The 24,894-nt window shown below is 63.4% G+C and carries 26 protein-coding genes; 13 read left to right on the forward strand and 13 right to left on the reverse strand.

Annotated elements, in window-relative coordinates; all coding sequences use genetic code 11:
* The first annotated feature begins 69 nt into the window (after window positions 1–69).
* The gene (locus tag WM94_RS16770) at window positions 70–996 is read left to right on the forward strand and encodes a LysR family transcriptional regulator (protein ID WP_013973160.1); all 927 of its coding nucleotides are present in this window, start codon (window positions 70–72) and stop codon (window positions 994–996) included.
* 171 nt (window positions 997–1,167) lie between these two features.
* Window positions 1,168–2,322, forward strand: a complete 1,155-nt coding sequence (locus WM94_RS16775; RefSeq protein ID WP_061551748.1) for a cysteine desulfurase family protein — start codon at window positions 1,168–1,170, stop codon at window positions 2,320–2,322.
* Window positions 2,323–2,329: 7 nt separating this feature from the next.
* Here the strand turns inward: WM94_RS16775 and WM94_RS16780 are convergent, their stop codons facing one another.
* The 3 genes from WM94_RS16780 to nfsB form a co-directional block, all read right to left on the reverse strand.
* Window positions 2,330–2,767 carry an RES family NAD+ phosphorylase gene (locus tag WM94_RS16780; protein ID WP_015270851.1) on the reverse strand — a complete coding sequence of 146 codons (438 nt, stop codon included), beginning with the start codon at window positions 2,765–2,767 and terminating at the stop codon, window positions 2,330–2,332.
* A complete protein-coding gene (locus WM94_RS16785; protein WP_013973163.1) occupies window positions 2,764–3,213 on the reverse strand; it encodes an antitoxin Xre/MbcA/ParS toxin-binding domain-containing protein in 450 nt (149 codons plus the stop codon). The genes WM94_RS16780 and WM94_RS16785 overlap by 4 nt, the downstream gene beginning before the upstream one ends.
* Window positions 3,214–3,311: 98 nt before the next feature.
* A complete protein-coding gene (gene nfsB / locus WM94_RS16790) occupies window positions 3,312–3,965 on the reverse strand; it encodes an oxygen-insensitive NAD(P)H nitroreductase (protein WP_061304057.1) in 654 nt (217 codons plus the stop codon).
* 104 nt (window positions 3,966–4,069) lie between these two features.
* Here nfsB and WM94_RS16795 point away from each other — a divergent pair, with 104 nt between their 5' ends.
* Genes WM94_RS16795 through WM94_RS16805 form a run of 3 tightly spaced genes read left to right on the forward strand, consistent with a single transcriptional unit; the run spans window position 4,070 to window position 6,506 of the window.
* Entirely contained in the window at window positions 4,070–4,993 is a 924-nt protein-coding gene (locus WM94_RS16795; RefSeq protein ID WP_015270853.1) for a LysR family transcriptional regulator, read from the forward strand.
* A 47-nt stretch (window positions 4,994–5,040) separates the two neighbouring features.
* The gene (locus WM94_RS16800) at window positions 5,041–5,871 is read left to right on the forward strand and encodes an AraC family transcriptional regulator (RefSeq protein ID WP_061551749.1); all 831 of its coding nucleotides are present in this window, start codon (window positions 5,041–5,043) and stop codon (window positions 5,869–5,871) included.
* Window positions 5,872–5,921: 50 nt separating this feature from the next.
* Entirely contained in the window at window positions 5,922–6,506 is a 585-nt protein-coding gene (locus tag WM94_RS16805) for a LysE family translocator (RefSeq protein WP_061551750.1), read from the forward strand.
* A 58-nt stretch (window positions 6,507–6,564) separates the two neighbouring features.
* Here the strand turns inward: WM94_RS16805 and WM94_RS16810 are convergent, their stop codons facing one another.
* Complete coding sequence (locus WM94_RS16810) at window positions 6,565–7,782, reverse strand: sugar transporter (protein ID WP_061551751.1); 1,218 nt, start codon at window positions 7,780–7,782, stop codon at window positions 6,565–6,567.
* 204 nt (window positions 7,783–7,986) lie between these two features.
* On the opposite strand from WM94_RS16810, the gene WM94_RS16815 reads away from it, so the two are divergent.
* Window positions 7,987–9,306: a hypothetical protein gene (locus WM94_RS16815; protein WP_061551776.1), complete on the forward strand. Its 1,320-nt coding sequence runs from the start codon at window positions 7,987–7,989 to the stop codon at window positions 9,304–9,306.
* A gap of 179 nt (window positions 9,307–9,485) precedes the next feature.
* Here the strand turns inward: WM94_RS16815 and calA are convergent, their stop codons facing one another.
* Window positions 9,486–10,538 carry a vanillin reductase gene (calA, locus tag WM94_RS16820; protein WP_061551777.1) on the reverse strand — a complete coding sequence of 351 codons (1,053 nt, stop codon included), beginning with the start codon at window positions 10,536–10,538 and terminating at the stop codon, window positions 9,486–9,488.
* A 180-nt stretch (window positions 10,539–10,718) separates the two neighbouring features.
* Here calA and WM94_RS16825 point away from each other — a divergent pair, with 180 nt between their 5' ends.
* The gene (locus tag WM94_RS16825; protein WP_024087366.1) at window positions 10,719–11,624 is read left to right on the forward strand and encodes an AraC family transcriptional regulator; all 906 of its coding nucleotides are present in this window, start codon (window positions 10,719–10,721) and stop codon (window positions 11,622–11,624) included.
* Between the two features lie 380 nt (window positions 11,625–12,004).
* On the opposite strand, the gene thpR is transcribed toward WM94_RS16825, so the two are convergent.
* The gene (thpR, locus tag WM94_RS16830; RefSeq protein ID WP_061551752.1) at window positions 12,005–12,550 is read right to left on the reverse strand and encodes an RNA 2',3'-cyclic phosphodiesterase; all 546 of its coding nucleotides are present in this window, start codon (window positions 12,548–12,550) and stop codon (window positions 12,005–12,007) included.
* A 124-nt stretch (window positions 12,551–12,674) separates the two neighbouring features.
* On the opposite strand from thpR, the gene WM94_RS16835 reads away from it, so the two are divergent.
* The 6 genes from WM94_RS16835 (at window position 12,675) to WM94_RS16860 (ending at window position 17,737) form a co-directional block, all read left to right on the forward strand.
* Entirely contained in the window at window positions 12,675–13,472 is a 798-nt protein-coding gene (locus WM94_RS16835) for a hypothetical protein (RefSeq protein ID WP_061551753.1), read from the forward strand.
* Window positions 13,473–13,620: 148 nt separating this feature from the next.
* Complete coding sequence (gene lpxO / locus WM94_RS16840; RefSeq protein WP_061305723.1) at window positions 13,621–14,520, forward strand: lipid A hydroxylase LpxO; 900 nt, start codon at window positions 13,621–13,623, stop codon at window positions 14,518–14,520.
* Between the two features lie 119 nt (window positions 14,521–14,639).
* Entirely contained in the window at window positions 14,640–14,984 is a 345-nt protein-coding gene (locus WM94_RS16845; protein WP_013973174.1) for a carboxymuconolactone decarboxylase family protein, read from the forward strand.
* Window positions 14,985–15,062: 78 nt separating this feature from the next.
* Window positions 15,063–15,632 carry a GNAT family N-acetyltransferase gene (locus WM94_RS16850; protein WP_061551754.1) on the forward strand — a complete coding sequence of 190 codons (570 nt, stop codon included), beginning with the start codon at window positions 15,063–15,065 and terminating at the stop codon, window positions 15,630–15,632.
* Between the two features lie 78 nt (window positions 15,633–15,710).
* Window positions 15,711–16,922: a serine/threonine transporter SstT gene (gene sstT / locus WM94_RS16855; protein WP_061551755.1), complete on the forward strand. Its 1,212-nt coding sequence runs from the start codon at window positions 15,711–15,713 to the stop codon at window positions 16,920–16,922.
* 167 nt (window positions 16,923–17,089) lie between these two features.
* Complete coding sequence (locus WM94_RS16860; RefSeq protein WP_061551756.1) at window positions 17,090–17,737, forward strand: YceH family protein; 648 nt, start codon at window positions 17,090–17,092, stop codon at window positions 17,735–17,737.
* A gap of 4 nt (window positions 17,738–17,741) precedes the next feature.
* Here the strand turns inward: WM94_RS16860 and WM94_RS16865 are convergent, their stop codons facing one another.
* From WM94_RS16865 to WM94_RS16895, 7 genes are all read right to left on the reverse strand, one after another.
* On the reverse strand, window positions 17,742–17,930 hold the full coding sequence (locus tag WM94_RS16865) for a hypothetical protein (protein WP_013973178.1): 189 nt from the start codon (window positions 17,928–17,930) through the stop codon (window positions 17,742–17,744).
* 169 nt (window positions 17,931–18,099) lie between these two features.
* Window positions 18,100–19,662: an alkyl hydroperoxide reductase subunit F gene (ahpF, locus tag WM94_RS16870; protein WP_061551757.1), complete on the reverse strand. Its 1,563-nt coding sequence runs from the start codon at window positions 19,660–19,662 to the stop codon at window positions 18,100–18,102.
* 125 nt (window positions 19,663–19,787) lie between these two features.
* Window positions 19,788–20,351 (reverse strand): alkyl hydroperoxide reductase subunit C, encoded by a 564-nt coding sequence (gene ahpC / locus WM94_RS16875; protein ID WP_004375926.1) that lies wholly within the window; start codon window positions 20,349–20,351, stop codon window positions 19,788–19,790.
* A gap of 325 nt (window positions 20,352–20,676) precedes the next feature.
* Window positions 20,677–22,032 carry a glutathione-disulfide reductase gene (gene gorA / locus WM94_RS16880; RefSeq protein ID WP_061551758.1) on the reverse strand — a complete coding sequence of 452 codons (1,356 nt, stop codon included), beginning with the start codon at window positions 22,030–22,032 and terminating at the stop codon, window positions 20,677–20,679.
* 188 nt (window positions 22,033–22,220) lie between these two features.
* On the reverse strand, window positions 22,221–23,060 hold the full coding sequence (galU, locus tag WM94_RS16885; RefSeq protein ID WP_013973181.1) for a UTP--glucose-1-phosphate uridylyltransferase GalU: 840 nt from the start codon (window positions 23,058–23,060) through the stop codon (window positions 22,221–22,223).
* A gap of 239 nt (window positions 23,061–23,299) precedes the next feature.
* A complete protein-coding gene (locus tag WM94_RS16890) occupies window positions 23,300–24,214 on the reverse strand; it encodes a c-type cytochrome (protein ID WP_061551759.1) in 915 nt (304 codons plus the stop codon).
* Window positions 24,211–24,861: a cytochrome c gene (locus tag WM94_RS16895; protein ID WP_015270871.1), complete on the reverse strand. Its 651-nt coding sequence runs from the start codon at window positions 24,859–24,861 to the stop codon at window positions 24,211–24,213. Before WM94_RS16895 ends, WM94_RS16890 begins: the two co-directional genes overlap by 4 nt.
* Window positions 24,862–24,894 lie beyond the last annotated feature (33 nt).

The raw sequence follows: 24,894 nt of genomic DNA on the forward strand, positions 1-24,894 counted from the left end.
TTTTCCGCGTGTATAAACATTCATAACCGATATATGATCGACCAATAATTCCAACAAAGAGCGGCGCCCATGAACCTCAGCAAGGTCGACCTCAACCTGTTCATCGTGTTCGATGCGATCTACACCGAAGCCAACCTGACCCGCGCCGGGCAGATCGTGGGCATCACCCAGCCGGCAGTGTCCAACGCCCTTTCGCGGCTGCGCGAAACCTTCAATGACCCGCTGTTCGTGCGCACCGCGCAAGGCATGGTGCCAACGCCCATGGCGCAGAACATCATCGGCCCGGTGCGCAATGCCTTGGCACTGTTGCGCACCTCGGTGCAGGAAAGCCGCATTTTCAACCCGCAACAGGCCAACAAGACTTTCCGCATCAGCATGACCGACCTGACCGAAGCGGTCATCCTGCCGCCGCTGTTCCAGCGCTTGCGCCGCCTGGCGCCGGCGGTGCTGATCGAAAGCTTTTTGTGCAAGCGCCGCGAGACCACCAAGGAACTTGCCGCCGGCCGCCTGGACTTCGCCATCGACGCACCGTTGAACACCGACCCGCAAGTACGCCACGTCAAACTGATGCAAGACCGCTATGTCTGCGCCCTGCGCCAGGGCCACCCGCTGGCCGACAGCAAGCTGACCCTCGACAACTACCTCGGCATGACCCACATCCATATTTCCAGCCGCCGCAACGGCCTGGGCTATGTCGACCTGGCCCTGGGCAAGATGGGCGTGCAGCGCAAGGTTGCCTTGCGCTCGCAGCATTACCTGATGGCCTCGCAGGTGTTGCAGCAGACCGACATGGCGATGACCGTCCCCGAGCGCTTCGCCCGCCGCCATCAGTTGCGTTACCAGCCACTGCCGGTGGAGGTGCCTGCGCTGGAAACGCACCTGTACTGGCATGAAAGCACCGATCAGGACCCGGCCAACCGCTGGATGCGCGAGCAGATCACCGAGTTGTGCGAACGTGTGGTGGCCGAGGAAGAGAGGGCCTTGGAACCAGCCTGAACAGAATGGCGGGATGCGGAGAAAAAAATTCCAAGAAAAACTCGATAGATAGAAATTTTTCTTGATAGTTTCCAGAATAGAGCCGCTGGAAGTGAAAAATATCTCCGAAGTAGCGGGTACGCTTGCTCCAACGTTTGCCGATTTCACGGCGACAGACACGGACCCGCCCTCATGCCCAGCGCCCCGCTCTATTTCGATTACGCCGCCACCACTCCGGTCGACGACCGGGTCATCGAAACCATGCTCGCCTGCCTTGGCAGCCAGGGCAACTTCGGCAACCCGGCGTCCAGTGGCCATGCCTTCGGCCAGGCAGCCCGCCACGCCGTGGAGCAGGCCCGTCAGCAAGTGGCCGAACGCGTCGGCGCGCAGGCCGATGCACTGGTCTGGACTTCAGGTGCGACCGAGTCCAACAACCTGGCGCTCAAGGGCATTGCCCAGGGCCTCGGCCAGCCCGAGCACCTGATCACCAGCCAACTGGAACACAAGGCCGTGCTCGACACGGTGGCCGAACTGGAGCGCCAGGGCTGGGCCGTTACCCGCCTGGCACCGGATGCCGCCGGCCTGATTCAGCCTGCGGCGGTGCAGGCAGCGTTGCGCGCCGACACCCGCCTGGTATCGCTGATGGCGGTGAACAATGAACTGGGCACGATCACCGACTTTGCCGCGATTGGCGAACAGGTACGTGCCCACGGTGCCCTGCTGCACGTGGATGCGGCGCAGGCGGTGGGCAAACTGGCCATCGACCTGAACGCCATGGCCGTGGACTTGATGTCGTTCTCGGCGCACAAGGTGTATGGGCCCAAGGGCATCGGTGCGCTCTACGTGGGGCCACGCGCCCGCACGCTGATGCGTGCGCAGATGCACGGCGGCGGCCATGAGCAAGGCCTGCGCTCCGGCACCCTGGCGACCCACCAGATTGCCGGCATGGGCAGTGCCTTTGCCCTGGCCGGCCAGCCCGGCGACAGCGAACACCTGCGCCTCGAACAACTGGCCAGGCGCCTGCGTGAAGGCCTGCTGGCCCTGCCCGGCGTCACCCTCAACGGCTGCGCCAAACAACGCATTCCCCATACGCTGAACCTGTGTATCGACAGCAAGGGCTTCAACAGCGCGGCGCTGGCCAGCGAGCTGGCGTTGTCGACCACCTCGGCCTGCAATTCGGCGAGCAATGCGGCCTCGCATGTGCTGCTCGCGCTGGGGCTGGATGAACGCCAGGCACGCAACAGCGTGCGCCTGAGCATCGGGCGCTTCAGCAACGAGGCCGAAGTGGACAAGGCCCTCGAAGTGTTTGGCCGGGTGCTGACAGCGGCGTCAGCGGCACTTTGGTGAAACTTCCCTAAAACAGACGGCTGTCCGGGGTGAAGTCCTCGACCTCGAGCCTGGCGCTGTTTGCCTGCGGATGGCGCGGGTTGAACAGGTAATTGGTGGTGCTGGGCATGATCGCGCTCGGCACCGGCAGCAGCAACGCCGAACACTCATCCAGAAAACGGTTGCCCAGGCCCCGGGTCAGTTCAGTCTGGCTCGACCAGCCAGGCTGCAAGGCGGGCAACTGCGCTTGCGAAACAGTGTCGGGCAACTCGATACGCAGCAGCCGCATGGTGGTGGGGAAATCCTCAGGGTCGATCTCCAGGTGCACCAGCACCTCCAGCATCGCCCCGGCCGGGCTGGTGGCGGCATACACCACTGGCCGGCCCGCCTGGTGCCAGCGGCCGCTGACACGCAAGCCGCCCGTTCCGCTCAAGTCTGCATAGGCGCTGATACGCCACAGAATCACAGGCCGAAGCCCTCGGCGATCTGCAGCAACATCTCTTCGACCTGGGTGGTGCCCTGCTGGGTGGTTAGCATCTGCATCGGCGTCAGCCCCGAGAAGCGCTCCTTGGGCTTGGACAGCCAGCGTTTTGCCTTGCCCGCTTCACCGAACACGGCTTCGGCCATGGCGGTGATATGGGCCGAACGGAACAGCCGGTCGCTTTCTTCCACGGTCAGCGGCTGGTCACGTTCGATGCGGGTTTTCAGCGTGCGCAGGGGAATGATCTGGTCACGCTCCACAGGGGTGAACACGCCGAGTTCGGTCAGTTTCACCAGCCAGGTGGCAGCGAAGCCATGGGTGATGCGGGTGTGGATTTCGAAGTCACTGGCGAGTTCGGGGATTTCCAGCAGTGCATGCAGGCGCGCCCGGTACTCGTGGTAACCGTTGTCGCGAAGCACTTCGGCAAGCATGGCTCTCTCCTTTCCGGCGTTTGCCGACAAGTATGCGGCATATGCCGGATTTTGCAAGCCGACCGGAAAGACGGGGCCGCAGAGCGGCCCCGGCAACCTCACAGGAAGGTGAACACCTGCGAAGCCGGCAACCGCGACTTGTTCAGCCCGGCATTGAAGTCCGCCTCGCTGCGATAGCCCAGGCTGAGAATGACCACACTGCTGTATCCACGCTCACGCAAGCCCAGCTCGGCATCGAGAATCTTGCTGTCGAAGCCTTCGATCGGGGTGGCATCCAGCCCATGTGCCGCAGCCCCCAGCAAGGCAGTACCCAACGCCAGGTAGGTCTGCTTTTCCATCCAGTGCTGCACGTCCTTCTGATCGAAGCGGTGCAGGTCGACGTAATGCCGACGGCTCTGGTTCTGCCCGGCACGCGCCTGCTCATCGCGGAAGCGGCCATCGGCGGCTTCCTGGTGGAGCACGGCATCCAGGTGCGCTTCGGTCATCTCGGTTCGGGTGCAGAACACGATCACATGCGAGGCATCGAGGATCTTCGGCGAATTGTAGGCATAGCGCTCCGCGGTGCTTTTGGCCAGGCGAGCCTTGCCTTCGGCGCTGTCGGCAACGATGAAATGCCACGGCTGCGAGTTGACCGAAGACGGGCTGTGGCGCAGTTGTTCGAGCAAGGCATCGACAGTGGCCTGGGGAATACGGCGCGAGGCATCGTAGGCTTTGGTGGTGTAGCGGCGCTTGGCCAGCGAGACGGTATCCATACAACAACTCCGGGAATGAACAGGGGATTTGCCGGGCATCTTATCTTTCCTGCAGAAAAGAAAAACCGGCACAATGCAGCAACACTTTCATCCCTGGAGTGAAAATGCTGCGCATCGCCGACCTCGAACTGTTCGTCCGCAGCAGCGTGCTGGGCAGCTTCACCGCCGCCGCCCATGAGGCCGAACTGCTGCCGGGGCAGGTGGCCGCCGCGATCAAGCGCCTGGAGCGCGACCTGGATGTGCGCCTGTTCGCCCGCACTACCCGCAGCCTGCGCCTGACCGCCGAAGGCGAGTTGTACCTGCCGACTGCCCTGAATGTGCTGGAGAGCCTGCGCCAGGGGCGTGAAGACCTGCATGGCAACGCCAACACCCTGCGCGGCACCTTGCAGGTGTCGGCACCGTCCGACCTGGGCCGCAACATGTTGCTGCCGTGGCTGAGCGCCTTCCGCCGCGAGCACCCGGCCCTGCACCTTCGCTTCTTCCTGTCTGACCAGATTGCCGACCTCAACCGCGACCCGGTAGATGTGGCGATCCGCTACGGCCTCAACCAGGACGCCAACTACATTGCCCTGCCGCTGGCAGACTGGAACCGCCGGGTGCTGGTGGCGGCGCCCGACTACCTGGCCCGTCACGGCCGCCCCCTCACACCCGACGCCCTGCAGCAGCATGCCTGCCTGCTGTACATGCAGCACAACCGGGTCTACGACAAGTGGCGGGTGGGCAACCGCACCGTGCAGGTGCGTGGGCCGCTGGTCAGCGACGATGCCGACGTGATCCGCCGCCTGGCCTTGCAGGGCGAAGGCATCGTCTACAAGTCGTGGCTGGACGTAAGCGCCAACATCGCGGCCGGCGAACTGGAAATCATCCTGCCCGAGCACTTTGGTGAACCCGCCCCGGTCACCCTGGTGTGCCCGCACCGAAAGCAGCTCACGCCCGCAGTGGCGCAACTGCATCTGTGGCTGCGCGAACGCTTCGAGGCCTTGCGTAACCGGGCGCTGGCCAACGGCTGCACAATCGTTCCAGACTGAGCCTGGCCGTTGCGCTAAGGTAGCGATTTCTGCCACGGCACGCCCCCATGAGCAACTGGATCGACCTCAAGCAAGACGCCGACACCGGCATCGAGTCGGTCCGCGCGCATTTCGTCGGGCATGCCTACGACCCGCACTGGCACGACAGCTTCCTGGTTGGCGTTACCGAGCAGGGCGTGCAGCAATTCGATTGCCGGCGAGTGCGCCATCGCAGCACGCCGGGGAACGTATTCCTGCTGGAGCCAGGTGAAATCCATAACGGCCATGCGCCCACCGAGGACGGCTTCACCTATTCGACCCTGTACCTGGAACCCACCTGGGTGGACAGCCAACTGCGGGCACTTTTCGAACACGCGCCGGGCGACGCCCTGCCCAGCTTCGCCGATACCTTGTGCCACGATGAGCACCTGGCGCGTGCCACTGCCCTCGCCTTCCAGGCCGTGCATACCCAGGATTTGCGCATTGTCCGGCAGACGGCCATGGACGACCTGCTGGCCTGCCTGACCCGCCACCTGCACTGGCGCCGGCGCCTGAACCCGGACCCGCGCCTGCCGCTGACCGCGCAGCGCGCGCGGGATTACCTGCACGCCAACCTTGAGCGCGACATCGGCCTGGAAGACCTGGCCCAGGCCTGTGGCATCGACCGCTTCCGCCTCACCCGCGCATTCAAGGCCGCATTCGGCCTGGCGCCGCATGCCTATCTGATCCAGCTGCGCCTGGCCCGGGCGCGGCGCCTGCTCGCCCAGGGCCAGACTCCCACCGAAGTGGCCATGGCCCTGGGCTTTGCCGACCAGAGCCACCTGGGGCGCTGGTTCCGCCGTGCCTACCAGCTGACCCCGGCCGACTACCGCAAGCGCTGCTCAAACCTTCCAGACTGAAAGGCGGCGGGCAGCGAGCATGGTGCTTCGTTTATCCGGAGCCCTTGATCATGTCGCAGTCGTTGTTGCCCTTCATCCTGTTTGCCTTGGTATCCAGCATCAGCCCGGGGCCGACCAACCTGTTGATTCTTGCCCATGGGGCCCGCTTTGGCCTGTGCTCGAGCCTGGCGCCGGTCGTTGCGGCCTGCGGTGCCGCAGCGGCGATCGTGCTGATGGTGGGCCTGGGGCTGGGTGAACTGCTGCTGCGCCACCCGCTGGCCCAGCAGTTGATGAGCTGGGCCGGGGTTTTGTGGTTGAGCTGGCTGGCGTGGAAGATGCTGCGCAGTGCCGCCGCCCCGCTGCAGTCGGCCACGGCGCAAGGCTTCAGTGCACTCAGCGCAGCCTCGTTGCAGGTAGTGAACCCCAAGGTGTGGTTGATGGCCGTGGCGGTGGTCGGGGTGTTTGCCTCGCCGTCGTTGCCGGTATGGCAGCTGGCGCTGGTGTTCTGGCTGATTGCCCTGCCATGCATGGCGGCGTGGGCGCTGCTGGGGGTGGGCAGCGCGCGATGGTTGCAGGCACCGCGGCGGTTGCGGGTGTTCAACCAGGTGTTGGCGGGGCTGCTGTTGATTTCTGCATGGGCTGCCGTACTGGCTTGAGCCCGCTATTGCCAGTACCGGCCTCTTCGCGGGCGTGCCCGCGAAAAAAACAGCACGGTCATTCAGGAATGCCCTGCCCCCCGCCCAGCGCCTCGCGGAACTGCCGGGTGCTGGCCACAGCCAGCAGCAACCCGGCCACTGCCACGCTACCGCCCACCAGGCCGATATCCGCCACATCCAGCTGGCTGCTGACGATACTGCCCAGCAACGCGCCACCGCCAATACCGATGTTGTAGATACCCGAGAACAGCGCCATGGCCACATCGGTGGCATCGGACGCCAGTTTCAGGGTCTTGGACTGCAGCGACAGGCTGAAGCTGAGGATCGCCACACCCCAGAACATGCTCAACGCGGCAAAAACATAGAAGTTGCCCGACAGCGGCAACAGCAGCAACAGGCACGCCGCCAGCAGGCCGATCGAACCTACCAGGAAGCCATGCGGGAAGCGGTCGCTGTAACGGCTGAACAGCACCGAGCCGAACACCCCGGCGCCGCCGAACAGCAGCAGCAATAGCGTGGTGCGCTCTGCGCCTATCTGCGCCACGTGCAGGGCGAACGGCTCGATATAGCTGTAGGCGGTGAACTGCGCGGTAATCACCAGCGTCACCAGCACATAGGTGATCACCAGCGCCGGGCGCTTGAACAGGATCGGCAGGCTGCGCAGCGAGCCCGAGTTCTGGCTGGGCAGCAGCGGCAGCGACTTCATCAGGCACAGCATGGTCGCCAGCGCCACCCCGGCAATGCTCAGGAAGGTGATGCGCCAGCCCAGCGCTTCGCCCACCACGCGGCCCAGCGGGATGCCCAGGACCATGGCCAGGGTGGTGCCAGTGGCCAAAAGGCCCAGCGCCTTGGCCTGCTGCCCTGGCGGCGCCACGCGCACCGCCAGGGAAGCCGTGATGGCCCAGAACACCGCATGCGCCAGGGCAATACCGATGCGGCTGACCAGCAACATGGCAAAGCTCTGTGACACCCACGACAGCAAGTGGCTGACGATGAACACCAGGAACACGAACAGCAACAGGCGCCGCCGCTCGATGTTGCGGGTCAGCAGCATCATCGGCAGCGAGGCCAGCGCCACCACCCAGGCGTAGATGGTCAGCATCAGGCCGACTTGTGCGGTGCTCATGTCGAAGCTGCGGCCAATGTCGCTGAGCAGCGCCACCGGGACGAACTCGGTGGTGTTGAAGATGAAGGCCGCCAGGGCCAGGGCAATGACGCTCAGCCAGCTGCCGCTACCCGCCGTGGGTGGCATGTTGGTGGGTATGGGTCCATTCATGGGTACAAACCGCTTCTCCGCAGGCAAGGCAACAGGACGCACGTCAGCCACCCTCTTGCCGGGGTGTCGACGCACGCTTTGTTATTGAAAGGAATGCCCGGCATGGTACGCGTCAAGCCGGGGGCTCACAACCGCGAGGCGGGCAGAAGGAGTAACATGCGCGCTTTGTGCGAACGCGTATGCAACAAGGAGCCCGATCCGCTCATGGACCAGCAGCACTCCCAGCAGCAAGAGTGGCAGCAGGCGGTCACCGCCTATGCCCAGGCCGTCAACGACTATGTCGCGCAGGGCCGCGCGCAAGGCTGGGATGACCTCGAAGAGCCCCTGCCGCAGGCCACTGAGCATTTGCTCGATGCCTGGCTGCAGGCCCTGCAAGCAGCCAACCGGCCCGGCGTCGAAGCCTTTGAGCAGCAAGCCTTCCGCGAAGCCTGGCCGCCCGCCCACCACCCCTTGCTGCCGCTGATCAAGGAGCACGGGCAAGGTATCGGCAACGTCCTGCTGCTGGAGGATGGCAGCCTGCTGGCACGTATCGGCATGCCGCATGACAAAGGCCAGGTGGTGCGCATTGACCCTCTCGGGGTGACCCCGGTGATCGGCGTCGATCACTTCGGCCGCTGCCCGGCCCGCCGCTATTTCGCCCTGGCCAATGCCGAGGGCATACGCGTGACCGATGGCTGGGGCGGCCCGCAGGTGCTGCGCCTGGCCTGGCCCACGGGGTTGGAGGGGTTGCCGCCGGGTTACCCGTTCGAGCCCTTCGACCTGCCGCCCACGCCGACCACGCTGATCCCCTTCCCGGATGGCCAGCGGGTGCTGCTGGTAAGCGCCGAGGGTATCTTCCTGCTGACCCGCCACGGTGCGACCCGCCTGCTGCCGCACCAGGCGCGGGTGCTCGACGAACTGGACGAAGGCACCGACCCGGACGACATCAGCCTGGGGCTGAGCATGGAGCACGGTGCGGTATCGGCGGATGGTCGGTTGATCGTGGTTGGCGAGCAAGGCAGCCGCCACCTGGTGCTGGATGACCAGCTCCGGCCCGTGGCGGCCATCGGCCCGGCCAGCGAGTATCCGCACTTTGCGCTGTTCAATCGTGCAGGTGACCAGTTGATAGTCAATGCCTGCCATTTCTATAGCGGTGCCACGCTGGCCGTCAGGGTGGCCGACTTGCCGGGGCTGGATACCGACTACTACAGCCATGACCCGCGTACCCCGCTGGTACAGGATGGCGCACGGGTGTATGCCGGCGTGGCGCGCGAGGGCGAATATATCGTGGGGGATGCCTATGGTTACCTGCGGGCATTTGGCGAAGATGGCACGGAGCATTGGCAGCATTACCTGGGGTCGACCATCAGTGCCCTGGATATCAGTGCCGACGGGCGTACGCTGGTAGCGGCGAGCCATGCCGGGTTCGTTTCGGTGATTGCCCTGGACAACGGGCGGCCAGCCTGGCAGATCGGTACCGGGGCGCATGGCGAGGTACGGCGGTGGTTGTTCTGGAAAGGCTGGGACAGGGCATTGGCCTGGTAACAGTTGCAGCATCTTCATTGCCTGTACCGGCCTTTTCGCGGGCTCGCCCGCTCCCACAGGGACATCACAGGCGCCAAGGTCTGTGCAGTCTCTGTGGGAAGGTTCAATACAGAACCTGAAACCTGCACGATACCTGTGGGAGCGGGTTCACCCGCGAAGAGGCCGGGGCAGGCAACCAATCAGTTCTGCAAAGTCGCCATATCGATCACGAACCGGTACTTCACGTCCCCGGCAATCATCCGCTCATACGCCTGGTTGATGTTGCGGATATCCAGCAACTCGATATCACAACGAATCGCATGTTCGGCGCAGAAATCCAGCACTTCCTGCGTCTCGGCAATACCACCGATCAACGACCCTGCCAGCACCCGGCGCTTCATCACCAGATTGGCCGCATGCACTGCCGGGTCGATCGGCTCGATCAGGCCGACCAGGATGTGTACGCCATCGAATTTCAGGGTTTCCAGGTACGGGTTGAGGTCGTGCTGCACCGGGATGGTGTCGAGCAGGAAGTCGAAACGGCCTGCTGCTGCGCGCATCTGCTCGGCATCGGTGGACACGATCACATGGTCGGCACCCTGGCGACGGGCTTCCTCGGCCTTGGCCTGGGAACGGGTGAACAGGGTCACTTCGGCGCCCAGGGCCTTGGCCAGCTTGATAGCCATGTGACCCAGGCCGCCCATGCCGAGGATGCCGATCTTGTGACCAGGGCCGACACCGTGGTGCTTGAGCGGCGAATAGGTGGTGATGCCAGCGCAGAGGATTGGCGCGGCGCTGGGCAGGTCCATGCCGGCCGGGATGCGCACCACGAAGTGCTCGCTGACCACGATGCTGCTGGAGTAACCGCCCATGGTGTTGCTACCGTCGACCCGGTCCGGGGTGGCGTAGGTCATGGTCGGCCCTTCCAGGCAGTATTGCTCCAGGTCCTTGGCACAGGCTTCGCAGTGGCGGCACGAGTCGACCATGCAGCCAACGCCGACCAGGTCGCCGACCTTGTGCGCGGTCACTTTGTCGCCCACGGCAGTGACGCGGCCGATGATCTCGTGGCCAGGCATCAGCGGGTACACGGCAATGCCCCATTCGTTGCGCGCCTGGTGGATGTCGGAGTGGCATACGCCGCAGTAAAGGATGTCGATGGCGACGTCGTCAGGGCGCGGGCTGCGACGCTCGAAGGTCATGGGAGCCAGAGGGCTGGTGGGGGTCTGGGCGGCGTAACCGATGGCGGTATACATGCAGGGCCTCGCTATGAAGTGAAACGATTCAGGCTGCGCATTCTGCGCGCCGTGCGTCGCTTCGCCCACGACTGATTCTCCGGTATCGATGCCTGATTCTCCGAAGATGCCATGCAGCATCTGGCGCCGAGCGTTCATTCTGCGATGATCAAACTGTCTGATCCTCTGCCCAGGTCCATCATGCAACTGACCCGCCACGTCGACGCCAATGCGCCGCTTTGCACACTGATCCGCAGCCTTGCCACGCGCCCAGGCTTCGTGCCCACGCACCTGCCCCAGGTGCAGGTGCTGAGCTGGGACCACTATGTGGCCAGCAGCCCGCAGATCTACGAACCCAGCCTGATGATCCTGGCCCAGGGCAGCAAGCTGGCGCGCCTGGGGCCGCGTACCCTGGAATATGGCGCCGGGCATTATCTGGTGCAGGCATTGTCGGTGCCGTTCATGTGCGAAACCTTTGCCACCCCCGAAGCACCGTTGCTGGGCGTGGCGGTGGACATCGACCGCGGTGTGCTGGGTGAACTGGTGCAAAGCATGGCCCTGGCGCCGGATGCCGCGGTGCAGGCGCAAACCCCGCATTCAATGACCTCGGCTGCACTCGATGCGCCGATGCGCGAATGCGTGGAACGGCTGCTGCGCTGCCTGCAGGACCCGGTGGACGCCAAGGTGCTGGGCCCGGCGCGAGTACGCGAGGTGCTGTACACCGCCTTGCGCGGCCCGCAGGCGGGCGTGTTGCGGGCGCTGGTGGAGCAACAGGGGCACTTCGCCCGCATCGGCGCCGCCCTTGCCCACCTGCGCGAACACTACACCGAGCCGCTGAGCGTGGAAGCGCTGGCCGCGCGCGCCAACATGAGCGTTTCGACCTTCCACGAGCACTTCAAGCGCTGCACCGACATGGCACCGATGCAGTACCTCAAGCGCCTGCGGCTGCTGAAGGCGCAGCAGATGCTGATCGGCGAAGGCCTGGGAGTGGCGCAGACCGCGCACCGGGTGGGGTACCAGAGCACCTCGCAGTTCAGCCGCGAGTACAAGCGCCAGTTCGACCGCAGCCCGGGGGATGAATTGCCGTACCAGAGCCTGCCGGTGTAATCGCCTGCCCTGGCCCCATCGCCGGCGAGCCGGCTCCCACAGGGATAGCAAAGCCCCTGAGGTCAATGCGGTCGAGATAGCTGCAACTGTCTTGCATGGCCTGTCAGGGCCCCATTGCCGGCAAGCCGGCTCCCACAGGGCCTGCAAAGCTCTTGAGGTCAATGCAGTCGAGATAGCTGCAACTGTCCTGCATGGCCTGTCAGGGCCTCATCGCCGGCAAGCCGGCTCCCACAGGGACTGCACATGGCTTGAAACCGATGCGGTCGATGTGGGAGCCGGCTTGCCGGCGATGGGCTGCAGAGCAGCCCCGGCAGCGCATCTGCACACTGCACGCACGCTGGGCGAGCAGATGTTCGCAGGCTGCGAGGCCATGGCCTGAATCAGCTTGAAAGCGGCCATTGCGCCAATGGCCAGTAAGCGCCCTTGCGCGACTCGTACAGTGTGAAATGGCGGGCGGCGAGGTAGAAATCCGGCGCGCTGCTGGCTTCTGGCGGCTGGCCGCGGTAATCCCTGGCCAGCGTCAGGTGCGGGCGATACTTGCGGTCGGCCGCTTCCACCCCCAACGGCAGCAGCGCCTGCTGCAAGCTGTACACCAGTTGCAACAGGGCCGGAGGGGTCTGTTGCGCCTCCAGCACCAAGGCGCTGGCCCGCTGCCACACATGCAGGCGGTCCAGCAACAGCCGTGGTGCCGTGGCCGGTAGCGCCAGCTGGTCGACCGCCGCGCAAATCGCAGGCACATGGGCGGTATCCACATCGCCGAGAAACAGCAGTGTCACATGGAAGTTGGCGGCCGGCACTGGCTTGCCGCTGCGCAGGCTCAGGCCACGTCGCCACTGGGCCAGGGCGCGGCGCTGGGCATCGCTCACCGGCAAGGCGAAGAACAGGCGCTTGAATGGTTTTTCGATTCGTCCGCTGACTGGTGTCATCGTGCCGCTCCTCGAGATGGCAAAGCACGTACTGATGCGTTGGGAAACCCGCAGGTCTGTCAGTTTCGCGGGCAGAGACCCAAACCATACGCTGAGGCCTCAATTCAATCACATGGATACGGTCATGAAACAGCACCAGCAAACACGGAATACCCAGCCTGCCATGCAAGCGCAACTGAAGTGGGGCCAGCGTGAATACGCGTTCAAGGCTAATGAAGTAGATACAAATATCAGTTCTGGCAACTGCTCGTTCTTTGCCCCTCATTACAAGGATAATTCAGAGAACGTTCATAGCTTCATAATCATGAATATCCCGGAAAGCCGCCTGGTAACAGGCGAATCCCACAAGATCGGTGCAGGCGAGAAAGCCGAGATCAACGCCTATTTCGGCTCGAGTTCGATTGGCCGCTCAGGCTGGGCGACCGAAGGGGAAATCCGAATTGTCCAGATGGATCAGACTACCAAGGCGCTAGTGGCAACGTTCCACTTCACCATCGTAGACACCATGGGCCAGGTCGATATCGTGGATGGCTCGCTGTCCTTGTCGCTGGCCGACCATGCAAGGACCAACGGCACCGGCCGGGTCACCGCCAACCTCGACCCCGCTATTTTCCCTTCGCTGGGCAACCTCGATGCGCGAACCATCAAATCCAAGGTACTTCAGGACGGGCGCATCCGACTCACCGCAGAACAGCAAGTGGACAACACGACCCAAGGCATCATGATGCTGTTCAGTGAGCAACATGCACGCCTGTTCTTCTTGATTAACGGTTTATACGAAGACCTGACCGGTGGCCACCTAAAGCATGAATGGAACGTGGAGAAAAAGACCCTGACCGCCGACTTTACTGACTATGTAGTCAGCTACCAAGGCAGGGACCATCGCATCACGGATGGCCGCATCGAGGTCACTCTGGCCTGATGCATCGCCATGCAGACCTTGGTACAGCGGTGACGCTTGTACCAAGGTCTGCCATCGCTGCGTAACATTCTCCTACAAAGCATCGGCTCGATTGTTTATGCTGGCGGGCTTAGCCATCACGCATGGCCATTACTTGACGTATCCGCCCATGAAAATCGCCTTAGTCCTCATCTTCATCCTCTCGATCGCCTATGTTCACCTGCGCGGTCGCGTCCGCCACAAGCTGACCCGTCAGCTGGGCGACCACTCCAGCTTCCTGGCGCCGATCAACAGCTTCCTGTACCTGTTTTCCCGGCACCCTGCAAAGCCGTACCTGCCGGTGGAGGCCTTCCCCGAACTGCAGACGCTGCAGGACCATTGGCAGGAAATCCGCGAGGAAGCCCAGCAACTGCTGCATGTGGGCGAAATCAAGAAGTCCGACAATTACGATGATGTCGGTTTCAACTCATTCTTCAAGACCGGCTGGAAGCGCTTCTACCTGAAGTGGTACGGCGAAAGCCACCCTTCGGCGATGACCCTGTGCCCACGCACCACCGAGTTGCTCAAAGGCATCGGCACGGTCAAGGCCGCCATGTTCGCCACCCTGCCACCGGGCGCCAAGCTGGTGCGCCACCGCGACCCGTATGCCGGCTCGTACCGCTACCACCTGGGCCTGGACACGCCGAACGACGATGGCTGCTACATCGATGTGGACGGTGAGAAATATTCCTGGCGCGATGGCGAGGGCGTGGTCTTCGACGAGACCTACATCCACTACGCGGCCAATACCACCGAGCACAACCGCATCATCCTGTTCTGCGACGTGGAACGCCCGCTCAAGTACCGCTGGGCAACCGCGTTCAACCGCTGGTTCAGCCGCAACGTCATGGCCGCTGCCGCCGCCCCCAACGATGCCGGCGACAAGACCGGTGGCATCAACCGGCTGTTCACTCGTATCTACAAGATCCGCGAACGTGGCAAGGCGCTGAAGAAGCGCAACCGCACGCGCTACTACCTGGAGAAGTGGGCGTTCGTCGCGGCGTTGGTGCTGGTGTTCATCTATATCTGATCGATGTGGGAGCGCGCAGTCCAAAGGCCTGCGCGCAACCAACCAAAGTACAAGCCTCACACTTTCCACTCTTCGACTAGCCTGAAAGCTCCACTCGCAACCTCCCCAAGGTGAAGACGATGAGCATGATGGACTGGGACGCCTACCGTAAGCAGTTGATGGCCGGCATCGGCGATCTCAAGCAGCTATCCCCTGACACCGTGGCCGGCTACATGACCGCCAGCGGCGCAGGGGCCAAGACCAACCACCTGGACGCCAAGACCCGCGAGCTGATCTCCCTCGCCGTGGCCGTGACCACACGCTGCGATGGCTGCATCGCGGTGCATTCGCAGCAGGCCGTCAAGCACGGTGCCAGCCGCGAGGAAATCGCCGAGGCCCTCGGCGTGGCCGTGGCGATGAACGCTGGTGCCGCGCTGGTTTACTCGGCACGTGCCATGGATGCGGTGGGCAAGGCCAACGGCTGAACGCAAATGGCGTCGCCGCCCTTGCGCGACGGCGCCGCGCCACCCAGACTGGGCGGCCCAGCCCTTGCAGGAACCCGCATGATCCACATCCGCCCCATGACACCGGAAGACTTCGAACACTTCTGGCCCACCTTCCAGGCCGTCGTACAGGCCCGTGAAACCTACGCATTCGACCCGGCCCTCAGCTTCGAACAGGCCCGCCAGCTGTGGCTGGAACTGCCCATGCGCACATTCGTGGCCGAGGAAGACGGCGCGATGCTGGGGTCGTATTACCTCAAGGCCAATGCCGCCGGGCCCGGTGAGCACGTGGGCAATTGCGGCTACATGGTCTGTGAAACGGCACGCGGCCGCGGCGTCGCGCGGTTGATGTGCGAGCACTCCCAGAAACAGGCACGCCAGGAGGGCTTTCTGGCCCTGCAGTTCAACTCGGTGGTGGCCACCAACGAGGTGGCAGTGGCGCTGTGGCACAAGCTGGGCTTCGAAACCGTTGGCCGCTTGCCCAAGGCCTACCGCCATGCCCGCCTGGGGCTGGTGGACTGCCTGGTGATGTACAAATGGCTGGCGGACGAGCCGGTAGTGGAGAAGCCGCCACTGCTGATCGGGCGCAAGAACATCGAGGCGCGGGTGTCGCGGCGGCGCGGGCGCTGACTTCTTCAGGCCGCCCTGCTCGACGAAGGTCTATGGTAAAGTCGCGCCCTTTTTGAACATGCTGGGATATCGTTGCACATGACCCCCGTCCTCCGCTTCCTCAACCGCACCAGCCTGGTGACGCAGATCGTCATCGGCCTGATCGCCGGCATCGCCCTGGCCCTGCTCGCGCCCGCCATAGCCCGCGACATGGCCTTCCTCGGGAAAGTCTTCGTCAGCGCCCTCAAGGCGGTGGCGCCCGTGCTGGTGTTCATCCTGGTCATGGCATCGATCGCCAACCACCGTCACGGCCAGGAAACCCATATTCGCCCGATTCTCTGGCTGTACCTGCTGGGCACCTTCAGCGCAGCGGTAGTCGCCGTGGTCGCCAGCATGCTGTTCCCGTCCAACCTGGTGCTGACTACCAGCGACGCTGCGCTGAGCGCGCCGGGGGGCATTACCGAGGTGCTGCAGAACCTGCTGCTGAGTGCGGTCGACAACCCGATCAACGCCCTGCTCAACGCCAACTTCATCGGCATACTGACCTGGGCCATCGGCCTGGGCGTGGCCATGCGCCATGCCGGCGAAACCACCCGCACCGTGGTAGAGGACCTGTCCAATGGCGTGACCCTGATCGTACGCGTGGTCATCCGCTTCGCCCCGCTGGGCATCTTCGGCCTGGTCAGCGCCACCCTGGCCCAGTCGGGCCTGGACGCCCTGCTCGGCTACCTGCACCTGCTGGCGGTGCTGATCGGCTGCATGCTGTTCGTGGCGCTGGTGATGAACCCGCTGATCGTATATTGGAAAATCCGCCGCAACCCCTACCCGCTGACCCTGCTCTGCCTGCGCGAAAGCGGTATCACCGCGTTCTTCACTCGCAGCTCGGCAGCCAACATCCCGGTCAACCTGGCCCTGTCGGAGCGCCTTGGCCTGCATGAGGACACCTATTCGGTGTCGATCCCGCTGGGTGCGACCATCAACATGGCCGGTGCCGCCATCACCATTACCGTGCTGACCCTGGCGGCAGTGCATACTCTGGGTATTATGGTGGACCTGCCGACCGCCGTGCTGCTCAGCGTGGTGGCGGCGGTCTGTGCCTGCGGCGCCTCGGGCGTGGCCGGTGGCTCGCTGCTGCTGATTCCACTGGCGTGCAGCCTGTTTGGTATCCCTAGCGAAATTGCCATGCAGGTGGTGGCGGTTGGCTTCATCATCGGCGTGCTGCAGGATTCGGCCGAGACGGCGCTGAATTCTTCTACCGATGTGCTGTTTACCGCGGCGGCGTGCCAGGCTGAAGAGCGGCGCAACGCTTGAGTTTGCCGGGCCCCTGTGGGAGCGGGTTCACCCGCGAATCAGGCGACGCGGTGCATGGCACCGGCTGCGCCGGTGTTCGCGGGTGAACCCGCTCCCACAGGTGCCAATTGCCTAACACGATGGCATTACCTACCCTAGTGGCCTTTCCCCAGCAATGAGACAGGGCCATGTCAGAACACGAAACCGCCGGTGAAGGCCGCTTCAGCAGCATCGAGATCCGTATTCTCGGCTCGCTGATCGAGAAGCAGGCCACCAGCCCGGAAAGCTACCCGCTGACCCTCAACGCCCTGGTCCTGGCCTGCAACCAGAAGACCAGTCGCGAGCCGGTCATGAACCTCACCCAAGGCCAGGTCGGCCAAGCCCTGCGCGCCCTCGAAGGGCAGGACATGACCCGCCTGCAGATGGGCAGCCGCGCCGACCGTTGGGAACAACGGGTGGACAAGGCGCTTGAGCTGGTGCCGGCGCAACTGGTGCTGATGGGCCTGATGTTCCTGCGCGGGCCGCAAACCCTCAACGAACTGCTGACCCGCAGCAACCGCCTGCACGACTTCGACGACACCGAGCAGATCCAGCACCAGCTGGAGCGCCTGATCTCGCGCGGCCTGGCCTTGCACCTGCCGCGTCAGGCCGGCCAGCGCGAAGACCGTTACACCCATGCTTTGGGCGACCCGGCCGAAATCGACGCAATCCTGGCTGCCCGGCAACAAGAAGGCGGGGCACGCAGCAGCGGCGGCAATGTGTCGGAAGAACGCATCGAAGCCCTCGAAGCTCGCATCGCGGCGCTGGAAGCACGCCTGGCCGAACTGGAAGGCTGAGCCGTCACGGCTCGGGGTCGGGGAAGTTGCGGCAGCTCTTGCGCTCGGCCAGCTCCCGGTCACTGGGGCGCTGGTCGACGAACACGGTGCGACCGTCGGCGTAGATTTCCAGGTAGCCCCAGTGCAGGTCCTGCTCTTGCTGCCCGGGCTTTGGGGGGACTAGCCACCAGGGTTCGCGGCTGATCAGGGTCATGGGTGTGATTCCTGAGGGTGTCTGCAGTAATCATAGACATCCTCAGATTCAGCTTTGTCAGTTCTGACGCATTCGCGGGCATGCCCGCTCCTACAGGGTTCCTCACAAATATCAAGACCTGTGCAGTACCTGTGGGAGCGGGCATGCCCGCGAAAGGGCCGGTACAGGCTTACGCCGGTGCCGAAGTGCGGATCAGGTGGTCAAAGGCCGCCAGCGATGCCTTGGCCCCCTCACCCACCGCAATCACGATCTGCTTGTACGGCACAGTCGTCACGTCACCCGCCGCAAACACACCAGGGATGCTGGTCTGGCCCTTGGCATCGACAATGATCTCGCCACGCGGCGACAGCTCGACGGTGCCTTTCAGCCAGTCGGTGTTCGGCAGCAGGCCGATCTGCACGAAGATGCCTTCCAGCGCCACTTCATGCTGCTGGTCGGTGGTGCGGTCCTTGTAACGCAGGCCGGTCACCTTTTCGCCATTGCCCAGCACTTCGGTGGTCAGCGCACTGGTGATCACCTTGACGTTCGGCAGGCTGTGCAACTTGCGCTGCAGTACCGCATCGGCACGCAGCTGGCTGTCGAACTCGATCAGCGTTACCTGGGCGACGATACCCGCCAGGTCGATGGCCGCTTCCACGCCCGAGTTGCCTCCACCGATCACCGCCACGCGCTTGCCCTTGAACAGTGGGCCGTCACAGTGCGGGCAGTAAGCCACGCCACGGGCGCGGTATTCCTGTTCGCCCGGCACGTTCATCTCACGCCAGCGGGCACCGGTAGCCAGGATAACGGTCTTGGCCTTGAGCGAGGCACCGCCGGCCAGGCGTACTTCGTGCAGGCCGCCATCGGTGGCCGGGATCAGCGCTTCACCGCGCTGCAGGTTCATGATGTCCACGTCGTACTGCTTGACGTGCTCTTCCAGCGCCGTGGCCAGCTTCGGCCCTTCGGTTTCCTGTACCGAGATGAAGTTCTCGATGGCCAGGGTGTCGAGCACCTGGCCGCCGAAACGCTCGGCCGCAATACCAGTGCGTATGCCTTTACGCGCGGCATAGATGGCTGCCGAAGCGCCGGCTGGGCCACCACCGACCACCAGCACATCGAAGGCGCCCTTGGCGTTGATCTTTTCGGCCTGGCGGCTGCCTGCGCTGGTGTCGATCTTGCCGAGGATTTCTTCCAGGCCCATGCGGCCCTGGCCAAACACTTCGCCGTTCAGGTAAATGCTCGGCACCGCCATGATCTTGCGCGATTCCACCTCCGCCTGGAACAGCGCGCCATCGATGGCCACGTGGCGCACGTTGGGGTTGAGGACCGCCATCAGGTTCAGCGCCTGGACCACGTCCGGGCAGTTCTGGCACGACAGCGAGAAGTAGGTCTCGAAGGTGAACTCGCCTTCCAGCGCCTGGATCTGTTCGATCACTTCGGCACTGGCCTTGGACGGGTGGCCCCCGACCTGCAGCAGTGCCAGCACCAGCGAGGTAAATTCGTGGCCCATGGGGATGCCGGCGAAGCGCAGGTTTATGTCGGCTCCCGGGCGGTTCAGCGAGAACGATGGACGACGGGCATCGCTGCCGTCCGCGCTGAAGGTAATAAGGTTCGACAGGCTGGCAATTTCCACCAGCAGGTCGTGCAATTCGCGGGATTTCGCGCCGTCGTCGAGGGAGGCAACGATCTCGATCGGCTGGGTGACCCGCTCCAGGTAGGTTTTCAGTTGCGATTTAAGCGTGGCGTCCAACATACGGGCGATTCCTTTTTCAAAACTCGGATACAAAAACGCCCAGGCGAGGTCGCCCGGGCGCTTTTACGGGGCGGTAGGTACTTCAGCTTTGGCGGCTGGCTACCGCCCGCGACATGCGCATCGGCTTAGATCTTGCCGACCAGGTCCAGCGATGGAGCCAGGGTGGCTTCGCCTTCTTTCCACTTGGCCGGGCAAACTTCGCCTGGGTGAGCGGCAACGTACTGGGCAGCCTTCACCTTGCGCAGCAGTTCGGCAGCATCGCGGCCTACACCACCGTCGTTCAGTTCGACGATCTTGATCTGGCCTTCCGGGTTGATCACGAAGGTACCGCGATCGGCCAGGCCGGCTTCTTCGATCAGCACGTCAAAGTTGCGCGAGATGACGTGGGTCGGGTCACCGATCAGCGGGTACTGGATCTTGCCGATGGTGTCCGAAGTGTCGTGCCAGGCTTTGTGGGTGAAGTGGGTGTCGGTGGACACGCCGTAGATTTCCACGCCCAGCTTCTGGAACTCGGCGTAGTTGTCAGCAAGGTCACCCAGCTCGGTCGGGCAGACGAAGGTGAAGTCGGCCGGGTAGAAGAACACGACAGACCACTTGCCTTTCAGGTCGGCTTCGCTGACCTGGACGAACTCGCCTTTGTGGTAGGCGGTGGCGTTGAACGGTTTGACCTGGCTGTTGATGATTGGCATGAGAGACGCTCCTTCATGGGGTTGGAATCAGTTGATGGAGAGAATCCTAACCGCTGGTCCCGATAAAGGCTCATTGGCAAAGCTCATGCTTTTGATTGGTTTTGGCTATAACCGGTAGTAACTAATAGAAGGGAATGGGCTGAGCAAAGGATTGCGGGGTCATACCCCTGACTCCATGGTCGTGTCACTCCTGTAGGAGCGGCCTTGTGTCGCGATGGGCTGCGAAGCAGCCCCTGTGTATCTCACGATTGCAGAAATACTGGGGGCTGCTTCGCAGCCCATCGCGACACAAGGCCGCTCCTACAACGGTATGCGTTCCGTTGAGTCAGCGCGTCGCGGTGCGCATGGTCACGAACTCTTCGGCCGCCGTGGGGTGCACGCCGATGGTTTCGTCGAACTGTTGCTTGGTCGCACCGGCCTTCAGGGCAATGCCCAGGCCCTGGATGATCTCGCCAGCATCAGGGCCAACCATGTGGCAGCCCAGCACCTTGTCGGTTTCGGCATCGACCACCAGCTTCATCAAGGTCTTTTCCTGGATGTCGGTCAGGGTCAGTTTCATCGCACGGAAGCGGCTCTCGAATACCTGCACCTTGTGCCCTGCCTCCAGTGCCTGCTCCTCGGTCAGGCCCACGGTGCCGATGGGCGGCTGGCTGAAGACCGCGGTGGGGATGTTCTGGTAGTCCACCGGGCGGTATTGCTCAGGCTTGAACAGGCGCCGGGCCACGGCCATGCCCTCGGCGAGTGCCACCGGGGTCAGTTGCACGCGGCCAATCACATCGCCAATCGCCAGAATCGACGGCGCGGTGGTCTGGTATTGCGGGTCTACCCGGATATAACCGCGTTCATCCAGCTCGACGCCGGTGTTCTCCAGGCCAAGGTTGTCCAGCATCGGGCGCCGGCCGGTGGCATAGAACACGCAATCGGTGACCAGCTCGCGGCCATCCTTGAGGGTGGCCTTGAGGCTGCCGTCCTCGAGCTTGTCGATGCGCTGGATGTCGGCATTGAACTGCAGGTCGAGGCCGCGCTTTTCCAGTTCTTCCTTCAGGTGCGTGCGCACCGAACCGTCGAAGCCACGCAGGAACAGGTCGCCACGGTACAGCAGTGTGGTAGCCGACCCCAGGCCCTGGAAGATGCCGGCGAACTCGACGGCAATGTAGCCACCGCCCACCACCAGCACCCGGCGTGGCAGGTCCTTGAGGTAGAAGGCCTCGTTGGAGGTGATGGCCAGTTCCTTGCCCGGAATGTCCGGCACCTGTGGCCAGCCACCGGTGGCGATGAGGATGTGCTCGGCGGTGTAGCGCTGGCCTTCCACTTCCACTTCATTGGCACCGGTCAGACGCGCATGCCCCTGCAGCAAGGTAACCCCGCTGTTGACCAGCAGGTTGCGGTAGATGCCGTTGAGGCGCTCGATTTCCCGGTTCTTGTTGGCAATCAGGGTGCCCCAGTCGAAGTGCCCTTCTTCCAAGGTCCAGCCGAAGCCTGCGGCCTGCTCCAGTTCGTCGGCGACGTGTGCGCCGTACACCAGCAGCTTTTTCGGCACGCAGCCGACGTTGACGCAGGTGCCGCCCAGGTAGCGGCTCTCTGCCACTGCCACCTTTGCCCCGAAGCCGGCGGCAAACCGCGCCGCGCGCACACCGCCGGACCCGGCACCAATCACGAACAGATCAAAATCGTAGGCCATGTATTCACTCTCCTAGGCAGGCGCCCAGCATAACGCACTGGGGCCGCTTTGCGACCCTTCGCGGGCCCGCCCGCTCCCACAGTACCGGCGCAACCTTGAAGGCCTGCACAATACCTGTAGGAGCGGGCGCGCCCGCGAAGGGCTGCAAAGCAGCCCCAGTTATCAGCTTTGATACAAGTAGCGGCTTATCAGTAAGCCTTGCCAGTCTTGTAGTAGTTCTCGAAGCAGAAGTTGGTCGCGTCGATGTAACCCTCGGCGCCACCGCAGTCGAAACGCTTGCCTTTGAACTTGTAGGCGATCACGCAGCCGTTCTGCGCCTGTTGCATCAGGGCGTCGGTGATCTGGATCTCCCCACCTTTGCCCGGCTCGGTGTTGGCGATGATGTCGAAGATATCCGGGGTCAGGATGTAGCGACCAATGATCGCCAGGTTCGACGGGGCGTCTTCCGGCTTTGGCTTCTCGACCATGTTGGTGACACGGAAAATGTCGTCACGGATCATGTCGCCGGCGATCACGCCGTACTTGTTGGTTTCCTGCGGATCGACTTCCTGGATGGCGACGATCGAGCAACGGAACTGGTTGTACAGCTTGACCATCTGGGTCAGTACGCCGTCACCTTCCGGGTTCACGCACAGGTCGTCCGCCAGCACCACGGCGAACGGCTCGTCGCCGATCAGCGGGCGGCCAGTCAGGATGGCGTGGCCCAGGCCTTTCATTTCGGTCTGGCGGGTGTAGGAGAACGAGCACTCGTCGAGCAGGCGACGGATACCAACCAGGTATTTTTCCTTGTCGGTGCCCTTGATCTGGTTTTCCAGCTCGTAGCTGATGTCGAAGTGGTCTTCCAAAGCACGCTTGCCGCGCCCGGTGACGATGGAGATCTCGTTCAGACCGGCATCCAGTGCCTCTTCAACGCCATACTGGATCAGTGGCTTGTTGACCACCGGCAGCATTTCCTTGGGCATGGCTTTGGTAGCGGGCAGGAAGCGGGTGCCGTAACCGGCTGCCGGGAACAAGCATTTTTTGATCATATACGTCCTTACAAAAGGCTAGGCCAGTGGAATTCGGCGCAGTCTAATCAGGCGGCAGTCACCTTACAATGCCCTACCTGTGGCCGATCGATGGGAAGATAGAGATAACCCAGTGTAGATAGTTCCGGGGGATCGTAAATATTGCTGTCATCCATGACAGATGGATGACAGGAAATCGGGGTTTCCTGTACTGGCCTCTTCGCGGACAAGCCCGCGAGGAGGCCAGTACAGGCAATACATCAGCTACCGGTGCCCTGCCCTATGAGCACACCATCGACCTTCTGCCCATACAGGTTCACCCCGTCATTGGCATGGAACTTCACCCGCGTTTTCTCGATGGAACCCTCCACCAGCCGCGGGTCCTGCGGCCGTTCATGGCGATTGACCCAGGCCGCCACATCCCAGGCCTGCTGATCGCTAAGGCTGCCCGGCTTGCCAAGCGGCATGTTGTACTTGATGAACGACGCCGCGGTATTGATCCGGTGCATGCCGGCGCCCCAGTTGTAGGAGTCCTTGCCCCACAACGGCGGCATCACGTACTCGCCCGCCACCTTCTGCCCTTCGCCATTGTCGCCGTGACAAATCGCACACTGCTCACGATAAACCTGCTGACCGCGCTTGAAGTCGTATCCGCCCTTTGGCTGCGGCACCTCCGGGTACCCGCGCCCGGCAATCTCGACGCCGGTCGGCGCCTTGGTCGACAGCCAGTACGAATACACCGCCAGCGCCGTCATCTGCGGGCTATCGGCCGCAGGCGGCTTGCCGTTCATGCTGAACTGGAAGCAGCCCTGGATGCGCTCGGCATAGGTGTTGACCTTGTCATTTTTCTTGCGGTAGGCGGGGTACATCGGGTACGCCCCCCACATCGGCGCGGAATGCGCCAGCCGCCCCTGGTCAAGGTGGCAGTTGCTGCAGTTCATGCCGTTGCCCACAGCCTCGGGCATCAACCTGCGGGTGTCGACGAACAACGCATGCCCCTCGCGTACCATCTGGCCAAAGGCATTGTCAGGCAACTCGCTTTCCGCTGGTGGCACGAACTGCGGCGCGGCCTGCACGCCAGGCACTTTCAACTGCGACTGGTCTTCCATGGCAATCTGGGCGGCGTGTGCGCTGCCCATGGCCAGCAGCAGCAGGGCTGGAATCATCGGTTTCATGGCTTGACCTCCTGGCTGGCGGGGCGGGCGAAGAACTCGGCAACGGCCTTGATCTCGTCATCGGTCATGGCCTTGGCCACGCCGACCATCAGCTGGTTGGGGTCATTGCTGCGCGTGCCGTCACGCCAGGCATTGAGCTGCGCCACCAGGTAACTGGCGGGCTGGCCGGCCAAGGGCGGGAAGTGTTCGCCAACCCCGCCACCGCCCGGGCCATGGCATTGCACGCAACCAGGAATCTGCCGGCTCCAGTCACCGTACAGGGCCATGCGGGTGGTGGGGTCATCGGCGATCTGCTGGCGACGCAGGTCGCCGGCAGGGTCTGCCGGCAGGCTGGCCAGATAGGTGCTGACCGCCTCGATCTCATCCTCGCTCAGGGCATTGGCAAGCGGCTCCATCACCGGCTGCTTGCGGCTGCCGTTGCGCCAATCATGCAATTGCTTGCTGAGGTAAGCGGCCGGCAGCCCGGCCAGGCGTGGGAAGCCGGCAGCGGCAATGCCTTTGCCGTCCGGGCCATGGCAACCCAGGCAAGCCATGGCGGCGGGGTTGGCCCCACCCTGGGTGAAGACTTTCTGGCCATCGGCGGCATGCGCCGTGGGCCAGGCCAGGATCAGCAGGCTGCCGACCAAGGCGCGACTCAACGGTGTCATCACAAATCTCCTTTTCTATTGTTATAAGCTTAG

This window comes from Pseudomonas sp. ABFPK, from assembly GCF_001586765.1.
GTDB classification, from domain to species: domain Bacteria; phylum Pseudomonadota; class Gammaproteobacteria; order Pseudomonadales; family Pseudomonadaceae; genus Aquipseudomonas; species Aquipseudomonas asiatica.

Bases quoted from the DNA above. Each gene is read 5' to 3' on its own strand.
- WM94_RS16850 (WP_061551754.1), top strand. From the start codon at position 15,063: ATGATCCACATCCGCCCCATGACACCGGAAGACTTCGAACACTTCTGG.
- nfsB (WP_061304057.1), bottom strand. From the start codon at position 3,965: ATGGATACCGTCTCGCTGGCCAAGCGCCGCTACACCACCAAAGCCTAC.
- WM94_RS16865 (WP_013973178.1), bottom strand. From the start codon at position 17,930: ATGACCCTGATCAGCCGCGAACCCTGGTGGCTAGTCCCCCCAAAGCCC.
- WM94_RS16770 (WP_013973160.1), top strand. From the start codon at position 70: ATGAACCTCAGCAAGGTCGACCTCAACCTGTTCATCGTGTTCGATGCG.
- WM94_RS16860 (WP_061551756.1), top strand. From the start codon at position 17,090: ATGTCAGAACACGAAACCGCCGGTGAAGGCCGCTTCAGCAGCATCGAG.
- WM94_RS16825 (WP_024087366.1), top strand. From the start codon at position 10,719: ATGCAACTGACCCGCCACGTCGACGCCAATGCGCCGCTTTGCACACTG.
- sstT (WP_061551755.1), top strand. From the start codon at position 15,711: ATGACCCCCGTCCTCCGCTTCCTCAACCGCACCAGCCTGGTGACGCAG.
- WM94_RS16775 (WP_061551748.1), top strand. From the start codon at position 1,168: ATGCCCAGCGCCCCGCTCTATTTCGATTACGCCGCCACCACTCCGGTC.
- lpxO (WP_061305723.1), top strand. From the start codon at position 13,621: ATGAAAATCGCCTTAGTCCTCATCTTCATCCTCTCGATCGCCTATGTT.
- WM94_RS16785 (WP_013973163.1), bottom strand. From the start codon at position 3,213: ATGCTTGCCGAAGTGCTTCGCGACAACGGTTACCACGAGTACCGGGCG.
- WM94_RS16800 (WP_061551749.1), top strand. From the start codon at position 5,041: ATGAGCAACTGGATCGACCTCAAGCAAGACGCCGACACCGGCATCGAG.
- galU (WP_013973181.1), bottom strand. From the start codon at position 23,060: ATGATCAAAAAATGCTTGTTCCCGGCAGCCGGTTACGGCACCCGCTTC.
- ahpF (WP_061551757.1), bottom strand. From the start codon at position 19,662: ATGTTGGACGCCACGCTTAAATCGCAACTGAAAACCTACCTGGAGCGG.
- ahpC (WP_004375926.1), bottom strand. From the start codon at position 20,351: ATGCCAATCATCAACAGCCAGGTCAAACCGTTCAACGCCACCGCCTAC.
- thpR (WP_061551752.1), bottom strand. From the start codon at position 12,550: ATGACACCAGTCAGCGGACGAATCGAAAAACCATTCAAGCGCCTGTTC.
- WM94_RS16895 (WP_015270871.1), bottom strand. From the start codon at position 24,861: ATGACACCGTTGAGTCGCGCCTTGGTCGGCAGCCTGCTGATCCTGGCC.
- WM94_RS16835 (WP_061551753.1), top strand. From the start codon at position 12,675: ATGAAACAGCACCAGCAAACACGGAATACCCAGCCTGCCATGCAAGCG.
- WM94_RS16795 (WP_015270853.1), top strand. From the start codon at position 4,070: ATGCTGCGCATCGCCGACCTCGAACTGTTCGTCCGCAGCAGCGTGCTG.
- WM94_RS16845 (WP_013973174.1), top strand. From the start codon at position 14,640: ATGAGCATGATGGACTGGGACGCCTACCGTAAGCAGTTGATGGCCGGC.
- WM94_RS16810 (WP_061551751.1), bottom strand. From the start codon at position 7,782: ATGAATGGACCCATACCCACCAACATGCCACCCACGGCGGGTAGCGGC.
- gorA (WP_061551758.1), bottom strand. From the start codon at position 22,032: ATGGCCTACGATTTTGATCTGTTCGTGATTGGTGCCGGGTCCGGCGGT.
- calA (WP_061551777.1), bottom strand. From the start codon at position 10,538: ATGTATACCGCCATCGGTTACGCCGCCCAGACCCCCACCAGCCCTCTG.
- WM94_RS16815 (WP_061551776.1), top strand. From the start codon at position 7,987: ATGGACCAGCAGCACTCCCAGCAGCAAGAGTGGCAGCAGGCGGTCACC.
- WM94_RS16890 (WP_061551759.1), bottom strand. From the start codon at position 24,214: ATGAAACCGATGATTCCAGCCCTGCTGCTGCTGGCCATGGGCAGCGCA.
- WM94_RS16805 (WP_061551750.1), top strand. From the start codon at position 5,922: ATGTCGCAGTCGTTGTTGCCCTTCATCCTGTTTGCCTTGGTATCCAGC.